The sequence below is a fragment of the Maritimibacter alexandrii genome (genome assembly GCF_005871115.1).
In the GTDB taxonomy this organism is placed as follows: Bacteria; Pseudomonadota; Alphaproteobacteria; order Rhodobacterales; family Rhodobacteraceae; genus Maritimibacter; species Maritimibacter alkaliphilus.
Genome location: NZ_SWKQ01000019.1, coordinates 1 through 17375, shown reverse-complemented (window position 1 = coordinate 17375; position 17375 = coordinate 1). Strand labels below are relative to the sequence as shown.

The window sequence follows — 17375 nt, the reverse complement described above, 5'->3', positions numbered from 1 at the left end:
GGCCGGATGGCCAAGAAACTTGCTGGCAAGATGAAGCTGCAGATCCCTGCAGGTCAAGCCAACCCGTCGCCGCCCGTGGGCCCCGCCCTGGGTCAGCGCGGCATCAACATCATGGAATTCTGCAAGGCGTTCAACGCCAAGACGCAGGAGATGGAGCAGGGTGCCCCTTGCCCCACCGAGATCACCTACTATCAGGACAAGTCCTTCACGATGGACATCAAGACGCCGCCGGCGTCGTACTTCCTGAAGAAGGCCGCCAAGCTGAAGTCGGGCGCGAACAACCCGGGTCGTGAGACCGTGGGCACCGTGACCGCCGCTCAGGTCAAGGAAATCGCGGAAGCGAAAATGAAAGACCTGAACGCGAACGACGTCGAAGCTGCGATGCAGATCATCCTGGGTTCCGCCCGCTCCATGGGCATCGAGGTGAAGTAAGATGGCAAAGCTCGGAAAACGCACCGCCGCTGCCCGCGAAGCTTTCGCGGGCAAAGAGTTCGTCACCGTCGAGGAAGCCGTCGCGCTGGTGAAAGCCAACGCATCGGCCAAGTTCGACGAGTCGGTCGAGATCGCCATGAACCTCGGCGTCGACCCGCGTCACGCCGACCAGATGGTCCGTGGCAAGGTCAGCCTGCCGAACGGCACCGGCAAAGAGGTCCGCGTGGCCGTCTTCGCCCGTGGCGACAAGGCTGAGGAAGCCAAGGCCGCTGGCGCCGACATCGTGGGCGCCGAAGACCTGATGGAAACCGTGCAAGGCGGCAAGATCGACTTCGACCGCTGCATCGCCACCCCGGACATGATGCCCGTCGTCGGCCGTCTGGGTAAGGTTCTGGGTCCGCGCAACCTGATGCCGAACCCGAAGGTCGGCACCGTGACCATGGACATCAAGGAAGCCGTGGAAGCCGCCAAGGGCGGTGAGGTTCAGTTCAAGGTCGAGAAGGCGGGCATTGTCCACGCCGGGATCGGCAAAGCCTCGTTCGACGAAGGTAAGCTGGCCGAGAACGTCCGCGCTTTCGTGGACGCCGTGTCGAAAGCCAAGCCGGCCGGCGCGAAGGGGTCGTACCTGAAAAAGGTCTCGATCTCGTCGACGATGGGACCGGGCGTTTCGATCGACGTCGAGAACGCCACCGGCAACTGAGCCGACGGAAAGACAGAATGACGAAGGGCGCCTTTCGGGGCGCCCTTTTTCGTGCCGTGGACGGACGCCCGGCTGCGACACCGCGCGTCAGGTCAAGAGCTCTCTCGGGAATGTCCTGCCGCTGGCCGCGTCGAGATGTTCATGGTTTTCGTTCAGGAACCACGGCACGATGAACAACCTTCCCCCCTCGGCGCGCATCTGGGCGTGGAGCGACACATGCTCGCATATCACCATGCCCTGACTTCCGCGGGACCGATAGGTTTTGCCGCGCAACGCCGCCGTGCGATACAGCCCCGCCCCACCGAAGGCGGAGTCGACTTCGATCCACGGATAATCCGCAGGGATTTTGTATTGAAGCCGGTGGACATACCGGATTTTCAGCTCCTGCCGCGATCTGGGCGTTCGGTCGAACGGGTTGAGGCGGCTGAGAAGCTTTTTGAACCTCGGGCGTCCGGCGACCTGCTTCCACTCGTGGTTCAGTTTCGGCATGAAATTGTAGTCGCACCAGTTTGGCCGTCGGAGCGCGTAGATATCGAAATAGGCGTTGGGCTGGTTCGCGAACACCGCCTGCCAGTCGCCGTGCGCGTCATCCATCAGGCGTTTGACGACGACCGGGTCCAGCGTGTTGTTCAACCCATCCATGTCGAGGATCAGCGTGAAGTCGGGCACGGACGGGGACGCGAAAAGGGCCTTCAGCGACGCCTGCCGCGCGACTGCAAGCCGATCCACCCGCTGCTCGTGTTCGGATGCCAACCCGTCCATGTTGATGATGGTCAGCGGCAAAGGTCCGTGCCGGGCTTGATTGAGCACGGCATCGGTGCCGTCGTCGTTGTCGTTCGTGACGATGATGACGCGCTCGAGCGTGACGGTAGCGGCCAGCCGTTCCATCATCGCGAAGGCTCCGGGCAGGTGGGGCGCGGTGTTCCGGGCGAGACCGATGATGGCGAGAGTCTTGTCTGGTCCCGACATGCGGAAATGTCCTGTCTTTCAAATAGAGCGATCAAATGGGGCCGAATGGAATGCGGCCCATGTTAGGTGAGGCTTGCGTGACCTGTCCATCCAGAGGCCGGAAGCAGGCGCGGATCGCGCCGCCCACTATCGGCGGCATTCGCGAGATATGAAGACCTTGCGGTTCAGCCAACAAAAAAGGGCGCCCCGCGAGGCGCCCTTTTTTCGTGTCTGTCCGGCGGTATCAATATTCGTAGAAGCGCGTGGTTTCGCCGCCCGAATAGTCGGAGATGAAGTTCTTCCCGTAGGTGTTGGGGAAGGACGACGTCTGGCCGGTGTCGTAGTCGCTCCGGTAACAGGTCGCGCCTTCGCAATCGAGAAATCCGTTTGCCGGGGCGTCGATGTCCCATTCGTTGCCGGTTTCTCCCAGTCCCGCAACTTCGACTTCCGAGATTGCGGTGCTGGTCTTGTCGGCCAGAGCATTCGTGCCGCCCGATACGGACAGCAAAACAGCGGTGCCGATGCCGACGATCGCGGCGGTGAGCACCACCCAGTCGACGGTCACGGCGCCGGAGGTATCCGACAGGAAATGGCCGAGCCGGCGCCGCTTGGCGGCCGGCATATTCTCAAGTTCGAAATCTGCGTTCATTCTGTCTGTCCCTTGCTATGCGGTGGTCGCATTAACCTTGATGCGATCTGAATAACCGTAATTTGCGGTCGAGATATAACTTTCCTGTGGTGCCTCGGGGGTGTTTTCACGGCGGATTTCAGCGGCGCCCGTGGTGGCGAAAAGGCGCGGGAATGGCGGGATTGTGTATCTCGATGCGCGGGCGCCGTGTCTCGCGGTCAAGACGGTGCCTCGATGAGTGACGGGTTCACAACTGCGCGCCGAGCCATTGCGCGGGCACGGCACCGCCCTATTGCGAGGTTTCGACAATGCCGGGGTGTGCCGCCCGACCGATTAAGGGGGCGACGCGGGCGGGGCAGGGGCATCCGCCCGCCTGCGAAATATGGTCTTTCCGCGTGCAAAGAGGCCACGCTCAACCGGGGCGGGCACAAATGTCTCGCCGTGTGCGATGTGGCATGTTATACTTATTGTACATTCGAGGGGACCGGGACGCGCGTGATGGCCTATCACGCGCTCGTGGCAATTTCCCCCTTTCCTTTTCACCGAATCCGCTCTACACCCCGCCGGGTCTGACGCCCTGACTCTGTCCGTGCGTCCGACGATTCGTCCGAGAAGGTGGGTGGAGCAATCCATAAATCCTGCCTGAGACGGGAAAGAACCAGATTTCTTCGGGCCGCCTTTCGGGGTGCCTCGGGTGATCTTGGACGGACCCGTAAGGACCCGACCATCGGGTGCCTGCACCCGGTGTAAATAGAGCCGGAGGGGTCGCACCCTCCATACTTGGAGTGAAACTGTGGATAGAGCCCAGAAAGAGAAAGTGGTCGAGGAACTCGGCCAGATCTTCGAAAGCTCTGGCGTCGTTGTGGTTGCCCACTACGAAGGTCTCACGGTTGCTGAGATGCAGGACCTCCGCGCACAAATGCGTGACGTGGGTGGTTCGGTGCGTGTCGCCAAGAACAGGCTCGCCAAGATCGCTCTGGAAGGCAAACCGGCGGCTTCGATCGCCCAGTACCTGACAGGCATGACTGTCCTCGCCTATTCCGAAGACCCCGTGGCTGCGGCCAAGGTCATGGATAAGTACGCCAAGGATAACGAGAAGCTCGTGATCCTCGGTGGTGCTATGGGTGAGGAAGCACTCGACACCGCTGGTGTCGGCCGTGTCGCCAAAATGCCGTCGCGTGAAGAGCTTCTCGCTCAGATCGCATCGTGCATTGGCGCGCCCGCGTCGAACATCGCCGGTGCCATTGGCGCTCCTGCTTCGAACATCGCATCCATCCTTTCCACCATCGAGGAAAAGGCTGCGTAAGCAATCTGAGGCCGACGTAGCGTTGCAATCGCTCACGTTGGAACACATCTGAAAGAACGGAAACAGTACTATGGCTGATCTGAAGAAACTTGCTGAAGAGATCGTGGGTCTGACCCTTCTCGAAGCTCAGGAACTCAAAGAGATCCTCAAAGAAGAATACGGCATCGAGCCCGCTGCTGGCGGCGCTGTCATGATGGCCGGCCCTGCTGGTGGCGACGCCGGTGCAGCTGCTGAAGAGAAGACCGAATTCGACGTCGTTCTCAAGTCGGCTGGCGGCAACAAAATCGCCGTCATCAAAGAAGTTCGCGGCATCACCGGTCTTGGCCTGAAAGAAGCCAAAGACCTGGTCGAAGCCGGCGGCAAGATCAAAGAAGGTGTCGACAAGGCGGAAGCCGAAGACATCAAAGGCAAGCTGGAAGCGGCAGGCGCCGAAGTCGAGCTGGCCTAAGGGCGAGGTGGGTTCGCACCCACCCTACGATATCGAGGCTGGGTCCGGAGAAATCCGGGTCCAGCCGAACCTGTCTTGGCGAGGGCCATTCGCGAAGCATCCGCTTCGGTGACCTTCCCCAAGGCGCGGTTCAAGGATCGGGCGGAAACCTGTGGGAAGGTTTCCAGGTATGGATCCGAACCCCCGTTTCGAACGGCGTGCAGGCCGGTGCCCCGGCGGCCCCGCGCGTCAGTGAGAAAGCAACAAAGGTGTCCACCTTATGGCGCAGTCCTACCTCGGCCAGAAACGTCTTCGTAAATACTACGGCAAAATCCGCGAAGTGCTGGAGATGCCGAACCTGATCGAAGTCCAGAAGGCCTCTTACGATCTTTTCCTCAACTCCGGCGACCAGCCCGAGCCCGCTGACGGCGAAGGCATCAAAGGCGTGTTCCAGTCGGTCTTCCCGATTTCGGACTTCAACGAGACGGCGACGCTGGAATTCGTCCGCTACGAGCTCGAGCATCCCAAGTACGACGTGGAAGAGTGCCAGCAGCGCGACATGACCTATTCGGCGCCGCTGAAGGTCACCCTGCGCCTCATCGTGTTCGATGTGGACGAGGATACCGGCGCCAAGTCGGTGAAGGACATCAAGGAACAAGACGTGTTCATGGGTGACATGCCGCTCATGACCCCGAACGGGACGTTCATCGTGAACGGGACCGAGCGCGTCATCGTCAGCCAGATGCACCGTTCGCCGGGCGTCTTCTTCGACCACGACAAAGGCAAGACCCACAGCTCGGGCAAGCTGCTCTTCGCCTGCCGCATCATTCCCTACCGCGGCTCGTGGCTCGACTTCGAATTCGACGCGAAAGACATCGTCTTCGCGCGCATCGACCGCCGCCGGAAGCTTCCGGTGACGACCCTGCTCTATGCTCTCGGGCTGGATCAGGAAGGCATCATGGATGCCTACTACAACACGGTCGACTACACCCTTGAGAAGAACAAGGGCTGGGTCACCAAGTTCTTCCCCGAGCGTATTCGCGGCACCCGTCCGAACATGGACATCGTCGACGCGGATTCCGGCGAGATCCTGTTCGAGGCCGGCAAGAAGGTCACGCCGCGCGCGGTCAAGAAACTGATCGACGAAGGCACGGTGAAGAACATCCTCGTGCCGTTCGACAACATCGTCGGCCGCTATGTCGCCAAGGACATCATCAACGAGGAAACCGGCGCGATCTACGTCGAGGCCGGTGACGAGCTGACGCTGGAATACGACAAGGACGGCGATCTGATCGGCGGTTCGGCAAAAGAGCTGATCGACGCGGGCATCACCGATATTCCGGTGCTCGACATCGATAACGTCAACGTCGGCCCCTACATCCGCAACACCGTGGCCGCGGACAAGAACATGAACCGCGACACCGCGCTCATGGACATCTACCGCGTCATGCGTCCGGGCGAGCCGCCCACCGTCGAAGCCGCATCGACCCTGTTCGACCAGCTGTTCTTCGACAGCGAGCGTTACGACCTGTCCGCCGTGGGCCGGGTGAAGATGAACATGCGTCTGAACCTCGACGCCGAGGACACGCAGCGCACCCTGCGCCGCGAAGACATCATCGCCTGTATCAAGGCGCTGGTGGAACTGCGTGACGGGCGCGGCGAAGTCGACGACATCGACCACCTCGGCAACCGCCGTGTGCGTTCGGTCGGCGAGCTGATGGAAAACCAGTACCGCGTCGGCCTGCTCCGTATGGAGCGCGCGATCAAGGAGCGTATGTCGTCGGTCGAGATCGACACGGTGATGCCGCAAGACCTCATCAACGCGAAGCCGGCCGCCGCTGCCGTGCGCGAGTTCTTCGGCTCCTCGCAGCTCTCGCAGTTCATGGACCAGACCAACCCGCTGTCGGAAGTCACGCACAAGCGTCGTCTCTCCGCGCTCGGGCCGGGCGGTCTGACCCGCGAACGTGCAGGCTTCGAAGTGCGCGACGTGCACCCGACCCACTATGGCCGGATGTGCCCGATTGAAACGCCGGAAGGCCCGAACATCGGCCTTATCAACTCGCTGGCGACCTTCGCCCGCGTGAACAAGTACGGCTTCATCGAAACCCCCTACCGCGTCGTCAAGGGCGGGCAGGTGACCGATGAAGTCCACTACATGTCCGCGACCGAGGAAATGCGTCACACCGTGGCGCAGGCGAACGCATCGCTCGACGAGAGCGGCAAGTTCGTGAACGAGATGGTCAACACCCGCCAGTCGGGCGAATACACCCTCGCGCCGGTCGACAGCGTCGACCTGATCGACGTGTCGCCCAAGCAGCTGGTCTCGGTCGCCGCCTCGCTCATCCCGTTCCTCGAAAACGACGACGCCAACCGCGCGCTCATGGGGTCGAACATGCAACGTCAGGCGGTTCCGCTTCTGCGGGCCGAGGCGCCGCTGGTCGGCACCGGCATCGAGGGCAAGGTCGCCGTCGACTCCGGCGCTGCCATTCAGGCACGTCGCGCTGGCGTGATCGACCAAGTGGACGCCACGCGTATCGTCGTGCGTGCCACCGCCGATCTGGAGCCGGGCGATCCGGGCGTCGACATCTACCGTCTGCGCAAGTTCCAGCGGTCGAACCAGAACACCGCCATCAACCAGCGTCCGCTGGTGAAGGTGGGTCAGGACGTCGAAAAGGGCGAAGTCATCGCGGACGGTCCGTCCACGGATATGGGGGAACTGGCGCTCGGCAAGAACGTCGTCGTCGCCTTCATGCCCTGGAACGGCTACAACTACGAAGACTCGATCCTGATCTCCGAGCGGATCGCGCAGGATGACGTGTTCACCTCGATCCACATCGAGGAATTCGAAGTCGCCGCCCGTGACACCAAGCTTGGACCGGAAGAGATCACCCGCGACATCCCGAACGTCGGCGAGGAAGCTCTGCGCAATCTCGACGAAGCCGGTATCGTCTACATCGGTGCGGACGTGGAGCCGGGCGACATTCTCGTCGGTAAGATCACGCCGAAGGGCGAAAGCCCGATGACGCCGGAAGAAAAGCTTCTGCGCGCCATCTTCGGTGAGAAAGCATCCGACGTGCGCGACACGTCGCTGCGGGTCAAGCCGGGCGACTACGGCACGGTCGTCGAGGTGCGCGTCTTCAACCGTCACGGCGTCGAGAAAGACGAGCGTGCGCTTCAGATCGAGCGTGAGGAAGTCGAACGTCTGGCCCGTGACCGGGACGACGAACTCGCCATCCTCGACCGCAACATCTATGCGCGTCTGCGTGACATGATCGAAGGCAAAACCGCCGTGAAAGGGCCGAAAGGCGTCAAATCGGGGTCGGTCATCGACGAGGCGCTGCTGGGTGAACTCAGCCGTGGCCAGTGGTGGCAGCTCGCCCTCGAGGACGAAGCCGACGCCCAGATGGTCGAAGCTCTGAACGCGCAGTACGAGGCACAGAAACGTGCGCTCGAGCACCGCTTCGAGGACAAGGTCGAGAAGGTGCGTCGTGGCGACGATCTGCCCCCGGGCGTGATGAAGATGGTCAAAGTCTTCATCGCCGTGAAGCGCAAGCTTCAGCCGGGCGACAAGATGGCCGGTCGTCACGGGAACAAGGGTGTCATTTCGCGGGTCGTCCCGATGGAAGACATGCCGTTCCTCGCAGACGGCACGCCTGTCGACTTCTGCCTCAACCCGCTGGGCGTGCCGTCGCGCATGAACGTCGGGCAGATCCTTGAAACCCACATGGGTTGGGCCGCACGCGGTCTGGGTCTGAACATCGACGAGGCTCTGGGTGAATACAAACGCTCGGGCGATCTGACCCCGGTTCGGGATGCGATGAAGCATGCCTACGGCGAAGACGTCTATGCAGAAGGCATCGAAGGCATGGACGAAGAGCGTCTGATCGAGGCGGCTTCGAACGTCACCCGCGGCGTGCCGATCGCAACGCCGGTCTTCGACGGTGCGAAAGAGCCGGAAGTGAACGACGCCCTTACGCGAGCCGGGTTCGATACCTCGGGTCAGTCGGTGCTGTTCGACGGCCGCACGGGCGAGCAATTCGCGCGTAAGGTCACCGTCGGCGTCAAGTACCTGCTGAAGCTCCATCACCTTGTCGACGACAAGATCCACGCCCGTTCGACCGGGCCCTACTCGCTCGTCACCCAGCAGCCGCTCGGTGGTAAGGCGCAGTTCGGCGGTCAGCGTTTCGGGGAGATGGAAGTCTGGGCGCTCGAAGCCTACGGCGCGGCCTACACGCTGCAGGAGATGCTCACCGTCAAGTCGGACGACGTGGCAGGCCGGACCAAGGTCTACGAGTCGATCGTCAAGGGCGAGGACAACTTCGAAGCGGGCGTGCCCGAGTCGTTCAACGTGCTCGTGAAGGAAGTCCGGGGTCTCGGCCTCAACATGGAACTCCTGGATTCGGAAGGGGAGCCGGATGAGTGAGGCCCTGAGCCTCACCCCATCCCCCCAACGAACCCAGATTTGAGGAAATCCAAATGAACCAGGAACTGACAACCAACCCGTTCAACCCGCTGGCGTCGCAGAAGATCTTTGACGAGATCAAGGTGTCGCTCGCGTCGCCGGAACGGATTCTGTCGTGGTCCTATGGCGAAATCAAAAAGCCTGAGACCATCAACTACCGGACCTTCAAGCCCGAGCGCGACGGCCTGTTCTGCGCCCGTATCTTTGGCCCGATCAAAGACTACGAATGCCTCTGCGGCAAATACAAGCGCATGAAGTATCGCGGCGTCGTCTGCGAGAAATGCGGTGTCGAAGTGACGCTCCAGAAGGTGCGCCGCGAGCGTATGGGCCACATCGAACTGGCCGCGCCCGTCGCCCACATCTGGTTCCTGAAGTCGCTGCCGTCCCGGATCGGCCTCATGCTCGACATGACGCTGCGCGATCTGGAGCGGATTCTCTACTTCGAGAACTACGTGGTGATCGAGCCGGGTCTGACGGACCTTCAGTACGGTCAGCTCATGTCCGAAGAAGAGTTCAACGACGCGCAGGACACCTATGGTGCCGACGCCTTCCAGGCGAATATCGGTGCCGAAGCGATCCGTGAAATGCTGTCGATGATCGACCTCGAGCAAGAGGCCGAAACGCTGCGCGCCGATCTGGCCGAAGCGACCGGCGAACTGAAGCCCAAGAAGATCATCAAGCGTCTGAAAGTCGTGGAAAGCTTCATCGAATCCGGCAACCGCCCGGAATGGATGATCCTGACCGTGATCCCGGTCATTCCGCCGGAACTGCGCCCGCTGGTGCCGCTGGACGGTGGCCGGTTCGCGACCTCGGACCTCAACGACCTGTACCGCCGCGTCATCAACCGGAACAACCGCCTCAAGCGGCTGATCGAGTTGCGCGCGCCGGACATCATCGTGCGCAACGAAAAGCGGATGCTTCAGGAATCCGTGGACGCCCTGTTCGACAACGGCCGTCGTGGCCGCGTCATCACCGGGGCCAACAAGCGCCCGCTGAAGTCGCTGTCGGACATGCTGAAAGGTAAGCAGGGTCGCTTCCGTCAGAACCTTCTGGGGAAACGCGTCGACTTCTCCGGTCGTTCGGTCATCGTGACCGGCCCGGAGCTGAAACTGCACCAGTGCGGTCTGCCCAAGAAGATGGCGCTCGAACTGTTCAAGCCGTTCATCTACTCGCGGCTCGAGGCCAAAGGTCTGTCTTCGACCGTGAAGCAGGCCAAGAAACTGGTCGAAAAAGAACGCCCCGAAGTCTGGGATATCCTCGACGAAGTCATTCGTGAGCACCCGGTTCTTCTGAACCGCGCGCCCACGCTGCACCGTCTTGGTATTCAGGCGTTCGAACCCACGCTGATCGAAGGCAAGGCCATTCAGCTTCACCCGCTCGTCTGTTCGGCGTTCAACGCCGACTTCGACGGTGACCAGATGGCCGTGCACGTCCCGCTCTCGCTGGAAGCCCAGCTTGAAGCCCGCGTGCTCATGATGTCGACGAACAACGTGCTGTCGCCCGCCAACGGTGCGCCGATCATCGTTCCGTCGCAGGATATGATCCTTGGCCTCTATTACATCACGATGGAGCGCAAAGGCATGGTCGGCGAAGGCATGGTCTTTGCCGATGTGGACGAAGTGCAGCACGCGCTGAACGCTGGTGAAGTGCACCTGCACGCCAAGGTCTCGGCCCGCATCAAGCAGATCGACGAAGAAGGTCAGGAAGTTTACCAGCGGTTCGAAACGACGCCGGGCCGTATCCTTCTGGGTGCGCTCCTGCCGCTCAACGCCAAGGCGCCCTTCGACCTCGTGAACCGCCTTCTGCGGAAGAAAGAGGTGCAGCAGGTCATCGACACCGTCTACCGTTACTGCGGTCAGAAAGAGTCGGTCATCTTCTGCGACCAGATCATGTCCATGGGCTTCAAGGAAGCGTTCAAGGCCGGCATCTCGTTCGGTAAGGACGACATGGTCATCCCGGACTCCAAGTGGACCATCGTGGACGGTGTCCGCGAGCAGGTGAAAGAGTTCGAACAGCAGTACATGGACGGCCTCATCACCCTTGGCGAGAAATACAACAAGGTGGTCGATGCCTGGTCGAAGTGTTCCGATCAGGTCGCCGACGCGATGATGGGCGAAATCTCGGCTGTGCGCGTCGACGACAAGGGCGCCGAGATGGAGCCGAACTCGGTCTACATGATGTCGCACTCCGGTGCGCGGGGTTCCCCGGCACAGATGAAGCAGCTGGGCGGTATGCGCGGCCTTATGGCCAAGCCGTCGGGCGAGATCATCGAAACGCCGATCATCTCGAACTTTAAAGAAGGCCTTACCGTGCTCGAGTACTTCAACTCGACCCACGGCGCCCGTAAGGGTCTGGCCGATACCGCGCTCAAGACCGCGAACTCGGGTTACCTGACCCGTCGTCTCGTGGACGTGGCGCAGGACTGCATCGTGCGTGACATCGACTGCGGCACCGAGCACGCGATCACGGCTTCGGCTGCGGTCAACGACGGTGAAGTGGTCGCGACGCTGGCCGAGCGTATCCTGGGCCGTGTGTCGGCCGACGATGTGCTGCACCCGGCCACCGGCGAAGTGCTGGTCGCCAAAAACGAGCTGATCGACGAGCGCAAGGCGGACATCATCGAGGAGGCCGGTGTCGCCTCGATGCGCATTCGCTCGCCGCTGACCTGTGAAGCCGACGAAGGCGTCTGCGCCAACTGCTATGGTCGTGACCTCGCCCGCGGCACCCGTGTGAACGTGGGTGAAGCGGTCGGCATCATCGCCGCGCAGTCGATCGGTGAACCGGGCACGCAGCTGACGATGCGGACCTTCCACATCGGCGGTATCGCCCAAGGTGGTCAGCAGTCGTTCCAGGAAGCCGGTCAGGAAGGTGTGATCGAGTTCCGCAATGCCAACACGCTGACCAACGCGTCGGGTGAGCTCATCATCATGGGCCGCAACATGCAGGTTGCGATCATGGATGAGAACGGCGTGGAGCGTGCGAGCTACAAGCCGGGCTACGGTTCGAAGCTGTTCGTCGAGGACAAGCAGAAGATCAAGCGCGGCGACAAGCTGTTCGAGTGGGACCCGTACACCCTCCCGATCATCGCCGAAGCGGCGGGTCAGGTGAAATTCGTCGACCTCGTGTCGGGCATCTCCGTCCGGGACGAAACCGACGATGCGACGGGCATGACCCAGAAGATCGTGTCGGACTGGCGTTCGGCGCCGCGTGGTTCGGACCTCAAGCCCGAACTCATCCTCGCGGGTCCGGACGGCGAGCCGGTGCGCAACGATCAGGGCAACCCGATCACCTATCCGATGTCGGTCGACGCCATTCTGTCGGTCGAGGATCAGTCGGACGTGCAGGCCGGTGACGTTATCGCGCGTATCCCGCGTGAAGGCGCGAAGACGAAGGACATCACCGGTGGTCTGCCGCGTGTGGCCGAACTCTTCGAAGCGCGTCGTCCGAAAGATCACGCGATCATCGCCGAGATCGACGGTTACGTGCGCTTTGGCCGCGACTACAAGAACAAGCGTCGCATCGCGATCGAGCCGTCGGATGAGAGCCTGGAGACCGTGGAATACATGGTGCCGAAGGGCAAACACATCCCGGTGGCCGAGGGCGACTTCATCCAGAAGGGCGAATACATCATGGACGGCAACCCCGCCCCCCATGACATTCTCGCCATTATGGGTGTCGAGGCGCTGGCCGAGTACATGATCGACGAAGTGCAGGACGTGTATCGACTGCAAGGCGTGAAGATCAACGACAAGCACATCGAGGTTATCGTTCGCCAGATGCTCCAGAAGTGGGAGATCATGGAAAGCGGTGAAACGACGCTCCTCAAGGGCGAGCATGTCGACAAGGCCGAGTTCGACGCTGCGAACGAGAAGGCTCTCGAGCGCGGTAAGCGTCCGGCAGAAGGTCAGCCCATCCTGCTCGGGATCACCAAGGCGTCGCTGCAAACCCGCAGCTTCATCTCGGCGGCCTCGTTCCAGGAAACAACGCGGGTTCTTACCGAGGCATCGGTGCAGGGCAAGCGCGACAAGCTGGTCGGCCTCAAGGAAAACGTCATCGTGGGCCGCCTGATCCCGGCGGGCACCGGCGGCGCGACCATGAAGGTCCGTCACATCGCGCAGGAGCGTGACCGCAAGGTCATCGAAGAAGCGCGGGCCGAAGCCGAAGCGGCGGCGGCACTGGCTGCCCCGGAGGAAGAGATCGATCCGTTCGGCGATTCCGGTCTGGTCGAAACGCCCGAAGCCGGCGGCGACGAACAGCCCTAAGGCTTTGACATGAAAAGGAAAGCCCCGCCGATCCGGCGGGGCTTTCTTGTTTTCGGAGGTTGCTATCGCGCGTCGGTTCGGGTGCCGGACGCTATTGCTCGATCGCGTAGAACTTCCCGTTGTCGAGCGCGAAGTCGAAGCCCCCGGTGCCGCTGCCTGTCGTCGTGCCGGTCATGGCGCTCGCGCGGCCCTCGCTCTTGAGGTTGCGGAAATCGCCGTTGAACCGGAGCGTCGCGTCGGATTCGAGACCGGTCGAGTTGTCGCGAATGTTGTCGGTGCCGTTCGCGGCCAGATCCGTGCCTGTCACCGTGCCGTTCAGGAACACCTCACCAGCGAAGGTGCGGTTCTGCGATCCATCGGCATTGTAGAGTGCGATTTCATCCACCGTGCCGCTGACGACCCCGGTGTTGAAGCTCTCGACCGTCATGTTCACCGCGCCGGTCATGAACCCCGCGATGTCGCCGGTCACGTCCGCGCCGAAGCCGCCGAGATAGTCGGCGCTTCCCGAGTTCGGCATGGTCGTGGTCGCCTCCTGACCCCGGACATACTGGAACGCGGACTGGAAATCGGCCTCGCCCGTGGCGTCGTCCAGCCGGGAGACGTCGATCCCCGGCGATGTGTCGAGAAGTTCGGCGCCCTGGCCGTTCGTGGCCCTGCCGCCGAAAATACTGCATCCGCCAACAGCGGTGCACGCGGCCAGAGCCGCAGTAATCTGAAGAAGTTTCATTGTCTGCTCGCCTCAAATGCGGTTAGGGTCGAGACCGTTGTTCGGTCTTCGAAATTGGGCCGAGTATCCGCCCAAAACCGCTTTTAAGCAAGGTTTTCCGGCTTTGTGCGCCGGTGCTGCGGATTCTGGCGCATCAGCGTTGACAAGCTATCCGACTCCCCATATACGGCGCGCACCCGGGCAAAGGGATACGTGTATCCGACCGCCCGTCTACAGATATGAAGTGGCCACGATCCGGGCCTTGTTGCCCCGATCCTCTGATTATCCACCGCGTCGCCCCGGCTGACTGGGGCGGGGGCGGTTCATTGCGTTTTTTGGACGCGAAAGACGCAAGTCGACTGAAACCGGGGCGCGCGCCCCATGAACATAAGTGTTGCAACACGGGGAACGAAGCCCAATGCCCACGATCCAACAGCTGATCCGCAAGCCGCGTCAGCCCAAAGTCAAACGCTCCAAGTCCCAGCACCTGGAATCCTGCCCGCAGAAGCGTGGCGTCTGCACGCGCGTCTACACGACGACGCCGAATAAGCCGAACTCCGCTATGCGTAAAGTCGCCAAGGTCCGTCTGACCAACGGCTACGAAGTCATCAGCTACATCCCCGGTGAAAGCCACAACCTGCAAGAGCACTCCGTCGTGCTCATCCGTGGCGGCCGTGTGAAAGACCTTCCGGGTGTCCGTTACCACATCCTTCGCGGTGTGCTCGACACCCAGGGCGTCAAAGATCGTAAGCAGCGTCGTTCGAAGTACGGCGCGAAGCGTCCGAAGTAAGGAGAGACTGGTATGTCCCGTCGTCACGCTGCTGAGAAGCGCGAAATTCTGCCTGACGCCAAGTACGGCGATAAGGTTCTGACCAAGTTCATGAACAACCTCATGGTCGACGGCAAGAAGTCTGCCGCCGAGAAGATCGTCTACAACGCGCTTGGTCGCGTCGAAGACAAGGTGAAGCGGGCTCCGGTGGAAATCTTCCACGAGGCGCTCGACAACATCAAACCGTCGGTCGAGGTCCGCTCGCGCCGCGTTGGTGGTGCCACCTATCAGGTTCCCGTCGAAGTGCGCCCCGAGCGTCGTGAAGCTCTGGCGATCCGCTGGCTCATCACCGCCTGCCGCGCCCGCAACGAGAACACGATGGAAGAGCGCCTTGCCGGCGAGCTGCTCGACGCAGTCAACGGTCGCGGCACCGCCGTGAAGAAGCGTGAAGACACCCACAAGATGGCCGACGCCAACCGTGCGTTCAGCCATTACCGCTGGTAACCGAACACCGATAGAGGCCCATTCCAATGGCACGCGTATATCCCCTCCAACGCTACCGTAACTTCGGCATCATGGCTCACATCGATGCCGGCAAGACCACGACCACGGAGCGCATCCTGTATTACACCGGCCGGTCGCATAAGATCGGTGAGGTGCACGACGGTGCGGCCACAATGGACTGGATGGAGCAGGAGCAGGAGCGGGGGATCACCATCACCTCGGCTGCGACCACGACCTTCTGGCAGTGGCAGGAAGACCCGACCGAAGAAGGGACCGATGACACGAAGTTCCGCTTCAACATCATCGACACCCCCGGCCACGTGGACTTCACCATCGAAGTCGAGCGTTCGCTCGCCGTTCTCGACGGCGCCGTCGCGCTGCTCGACGGTAACGCCGGTGTCGAGCCGCAGACCGAAACCGTGTGGCGTCAGGCTGACCGCTACAAGGTTCCGCGTCTCGTGTTCGTCAACAAGATGGACAAGATCGGTGCCGACTTCTTCAACTGCGTCGAGATGATCAAGGACCGCACCGGTGCGACTCCGGTCCCCGTGAACTTCCCGATCGGTGCCGAAGACAAGCTCGAAGGCATCGTCGACCTCGTGACCATGGAAGAGTGGGTCTGGCAAGGCGAAGATCTGGGCGCCTCCTGGGTGCGCCAGCCGATCCGTGACGACCTCAAGGATCTGGCCGACGAGTGGCGTTCGCACCTCATCGAAAACGCCGTCGAAATGGACGACGACGCGATGATGGAATACCTCGAAGGCAACGAGCCCGACATTCCGACCCTGCGTTCGCTGATCCGCAAGGGCTGCCTCGACCTGAAATTCGTTCCGGTTCTGGGTGGTTCGGCGTTCAAGAACAAAGGCGTTCAGCCGCTGCTCAACGCGGTCGTCGACTTCCTGCCGAGCCCGCTCGACGTGGTCGACTACATGGGCTTCGCGCCGGACGACGAAACCGAAGAGCGCAACATCGCCCGCCGTGCGGACGACGAGATGCCGTTCTCGGCGCTGGCGTTCAAAATCATGAACGACCCGTTCGTCGGCTCGCTGACCTTCACCCGCATCTACTCGGGCAAGCTCAACAAGGGCGACAACATCCTCAACTCGACCAAGGGCAAGAAAGAGCGCATCGGTCGTATGATGATGATGCACTCGAACGACCGGGAAGAGATCGAAGAGGCGTTCGCGGGCGACATCATCGCGCTGGCCGGTCTGAAAGAGACCACCACCGGTGACACGCTCTGTGCCTCGAACGCGCCGGTCGTGCTTGAAACCATGACCTTCCCCGATCCGGTCATCGAAATCGCGGTCGAGCCGAAAACCAAGGCCGACCAAGAGAAGATGTCCCAAGGCCTTCAGCGTCTTGCCGCCGAAGACCCCTCCTTCCGCGTCGAAACCGACCTCGAGTCCGGTCAGACCATCATGAAGGGCATGGGCGAACTTCACCTCGACATTCTCGTCGATCGTCTGAAGCGCGAGTTCAAGGTCGAAGCCAACATCGGTGCGCCGCAGGTGGCTTACCGTGAGACCATCGGCCACGAGATCGAGCACACCTACACCCACAAGAAACAGTCGGGTGGTTCGGGTCAGTTCGCTGAAGTCAAACTGGTGATCTCCCCGACCGAGCCGGGCGAAGGCTACTCGTTCGAGTCGAAGATCGTCGGTGGTGCGGTTCCGAAGGAATACGTGCCGGGCGTCGAAAAGGGCATCAAGTCGGTCATGGACTCCGGTCCGCTCGCCGGCTTCCCGGTCATCGACTTCAAGGTCGCGCTGCTGGACGGTAAGTTCCACGACGTCGACTCGTCGGTCCTCGCGTTCGAAATCGCATCGCGGATGTGCATGCGCGAAGGTCTGCGCAAGGCCGGTGCGAAACTGCTCGAACCGATGATGAAGGTCGAAGTTGTGACGCCGGAAGAATACACCGGCAACATCATCGGCGACCTCACCTCCCGTCGTGGTCAGGTGTCGGGGCAGGAGCCGCGCGGCAACGCCGTTGCGATCAACGCCTTCGTGCCGCTGGCCAACATGTTCGGCTACATCAACAACCTGCGTTCTATGTCCTCGGGCCGCGCGCAGTTCACGATGCAGTTCGACCACTACGAACCGGTTCCGGCGAACATCTCGGAAGAGATCCAGTCGAAGTACGCATAAGCAGCGGTGCGGGGGAGCCCCCGCACCCTACCACCCCGTAGGGTGCGCCTCGGGCGCACCGCCAATGATAAGGAGGCCATC

Annotated in this window: 12 protein-coding genes; 9 read left to right on the top strand and 3 right to left on the bottom strand. The window is 61.6% G+C overall.

Going from position 1 to position 17375, the window contains the following annotated elements:
• The first annotated feature begins 6 nt into the window (after nucleotides 1-6).
• Both rplK and rplA read left to right on the top strand, forming a co-directional pair.
• Nucleotides 7-432, top strand: a complete 426-nt coding sequence (gene rplK, locus FCT00_RS20760; protein ID WP_008331629.1) for a 50S ribosomal protein L11 — start codon at nucleotides 7-9, stop codon at nucleotides 430-432.
• A gap of 1 nt (nucleotide 433) precedes the next feature.
• Complete coding sequence (gene rplA, locus FCT00_RS20755) at nucleotides 434-1132, top strand: 50S ribosomal protein L1 (RefSeq protein WP_008331628.1); 699 nt, start codon at nucleotides 434-436, stop codon at nucleotides 1130-1132.
• A gap of 87 nt (nucleotides 1133-1219) precedes the next feature.
• Here the strand turns inward: rplA and FCT00_RS20750 are convergent, their stop codons facing one another.
• Nucleotides 1220-2101 (bottom strand): hypothetical protein, encoded by an 882-nt coding sequence (locus FCT00_RS20750; protein WP_138424512.1) that lies wholly within the window; start codon nucleotides 2099-2101, stop codon nucleotides 1220-1222.
• 223 nt (nucleotides 2102-2324) lie between these two features.
• Complete coding sequence (locus FCT00_RS20745; RefSeq protein ID WP_138424511.1) at nucleotides 2325-2729, bottom strand: hypothetical protein; 405 nt, start codon at nucleotides 2727-2729, stop codon at nucleotides 2325-2327.
• Between the two features lie 772 nt (nucleotides 2730-3501).
• Here FCT00_RS20745 and rplJ point away from each other — a divergent pair.
• The 4 genes from rplJ (at nucleotide 3502) to rpoC (ending at nucleotide 13165) form a co-directional block, all read left to right on the top strand.
• Nucleotides 3502-4014: a 50S ribosomal protein L10 gene (gene rplJ / locus FCT00_RS20740; RefSeq protein ID WP_040884765.1), complete on the top strand. Its 513-nt coding sequence runs from the start codon at nucleotides 3502-3504 to the stop codon at nucleotides 4012-4014.
• A gap of 70 nt (nucleotides 4015-4084) precedes the next feature.
• On the top strand, nucleotides 4085-4462 hold the full coding sequence (gene rplL / locus FCT00_RS20735) for a 50S ribosomal protein L7/L12 (protein WP_008331622.1): 378 nt from the start codon (nucleotides 4085-4087) through the stop codon (nucleotides 4460-4462).
• 259 nt (nucleotides 4463-4721) lie between these two features.
• The gene (gene rpoB, locus FCT00_RS20730; RefSeq protein ID WP_008331621.1) at nucleotides 4722-8864 is read left to right on the top strand and encodes a DNA-directed RNA polymerase subunit beta; all 4143 of its coding nucleotides are present in this window, start codon (nucleotides 4722-4724) and stop codon (nucleotides 8862-8864) included.
• A gap of 53 nt (nucleotides 8865-8917) precedes the next feature.
• Nucleotides 8918-13165 carry a DNA-directed RNA polymerase subunit beta' gene (gene rpoC / locus FCT00_RS20725; protein ID WP_138424510.1) on the top strand — a complete coding sequence of 1416 codons (4248 nt, stop codon included), beginning with the start codon at nucleotides 8918-8920 and terminating at the stop codon, nucleotides 13163-13165.
• Between the two features lie 91 nt (nucleotides 13166-13256).
• Here rpoC and FCT00_RS20720 read toward each other — a convergent pair whose 3' ends face one another.
• On the bottom strand, nucleotides 13257-13892 hold the full coding sequence (locus tag FCT00_RS20720) for a hypothetical protein (RefSeq protein WP_138424509.1): 636 nt from the start codon (nucleotides 13890-13892) through the stop codon (nucleotides 13257-13259).
• A gap of 397 nt (nucleotides 13893-14289) precedes the next feature.
• Between FCT00_RS20720 and rpsL the strand changes: the two genes are divergently transcribed.
• From rpsL to fusA, 3 genes are read left to right on the top strand one after another with little or no spacing between them, the layout of a single operon-like run.
• Nucleotides 14290-14661, top strand: coding sequence for a 30S ribosomal protein S12 (rpsL, locus tag FCT00_RS20715; protein ID WP_138424508.1), 372 nt, complete (start codon nucleotides 14290-14292; stop codon nucleotides 14659-14661).
• 12 nt (nucleotides 14662-14673) lie between these two features.
• Nucleotides 14674-15144, top strand: a complete 471-nt coding sequence (gene rpsG, locus FCT00_RS20710) for a 30S ribosomal protein S7 (protein WP_008331616.1) — start codon at nucleotides 14674-14676, stop codon at nucleotides 15142-15144.
• Between the two features lie 26 nt (nucleotides 15145-15170).
• Nucleotides 15171-17294, top strand: a complete 2124-nt coding sequence (gene fusA, locus FCT00_RS20705; RefSeq protein ID WP_008331615.1) for an elongation factor G — start codon at nucleotides 15171-15173, stop codon at nucleotides 17292-17294.
• Nucleotides 17295-17375: the final 81 nt, after the last annotated feature.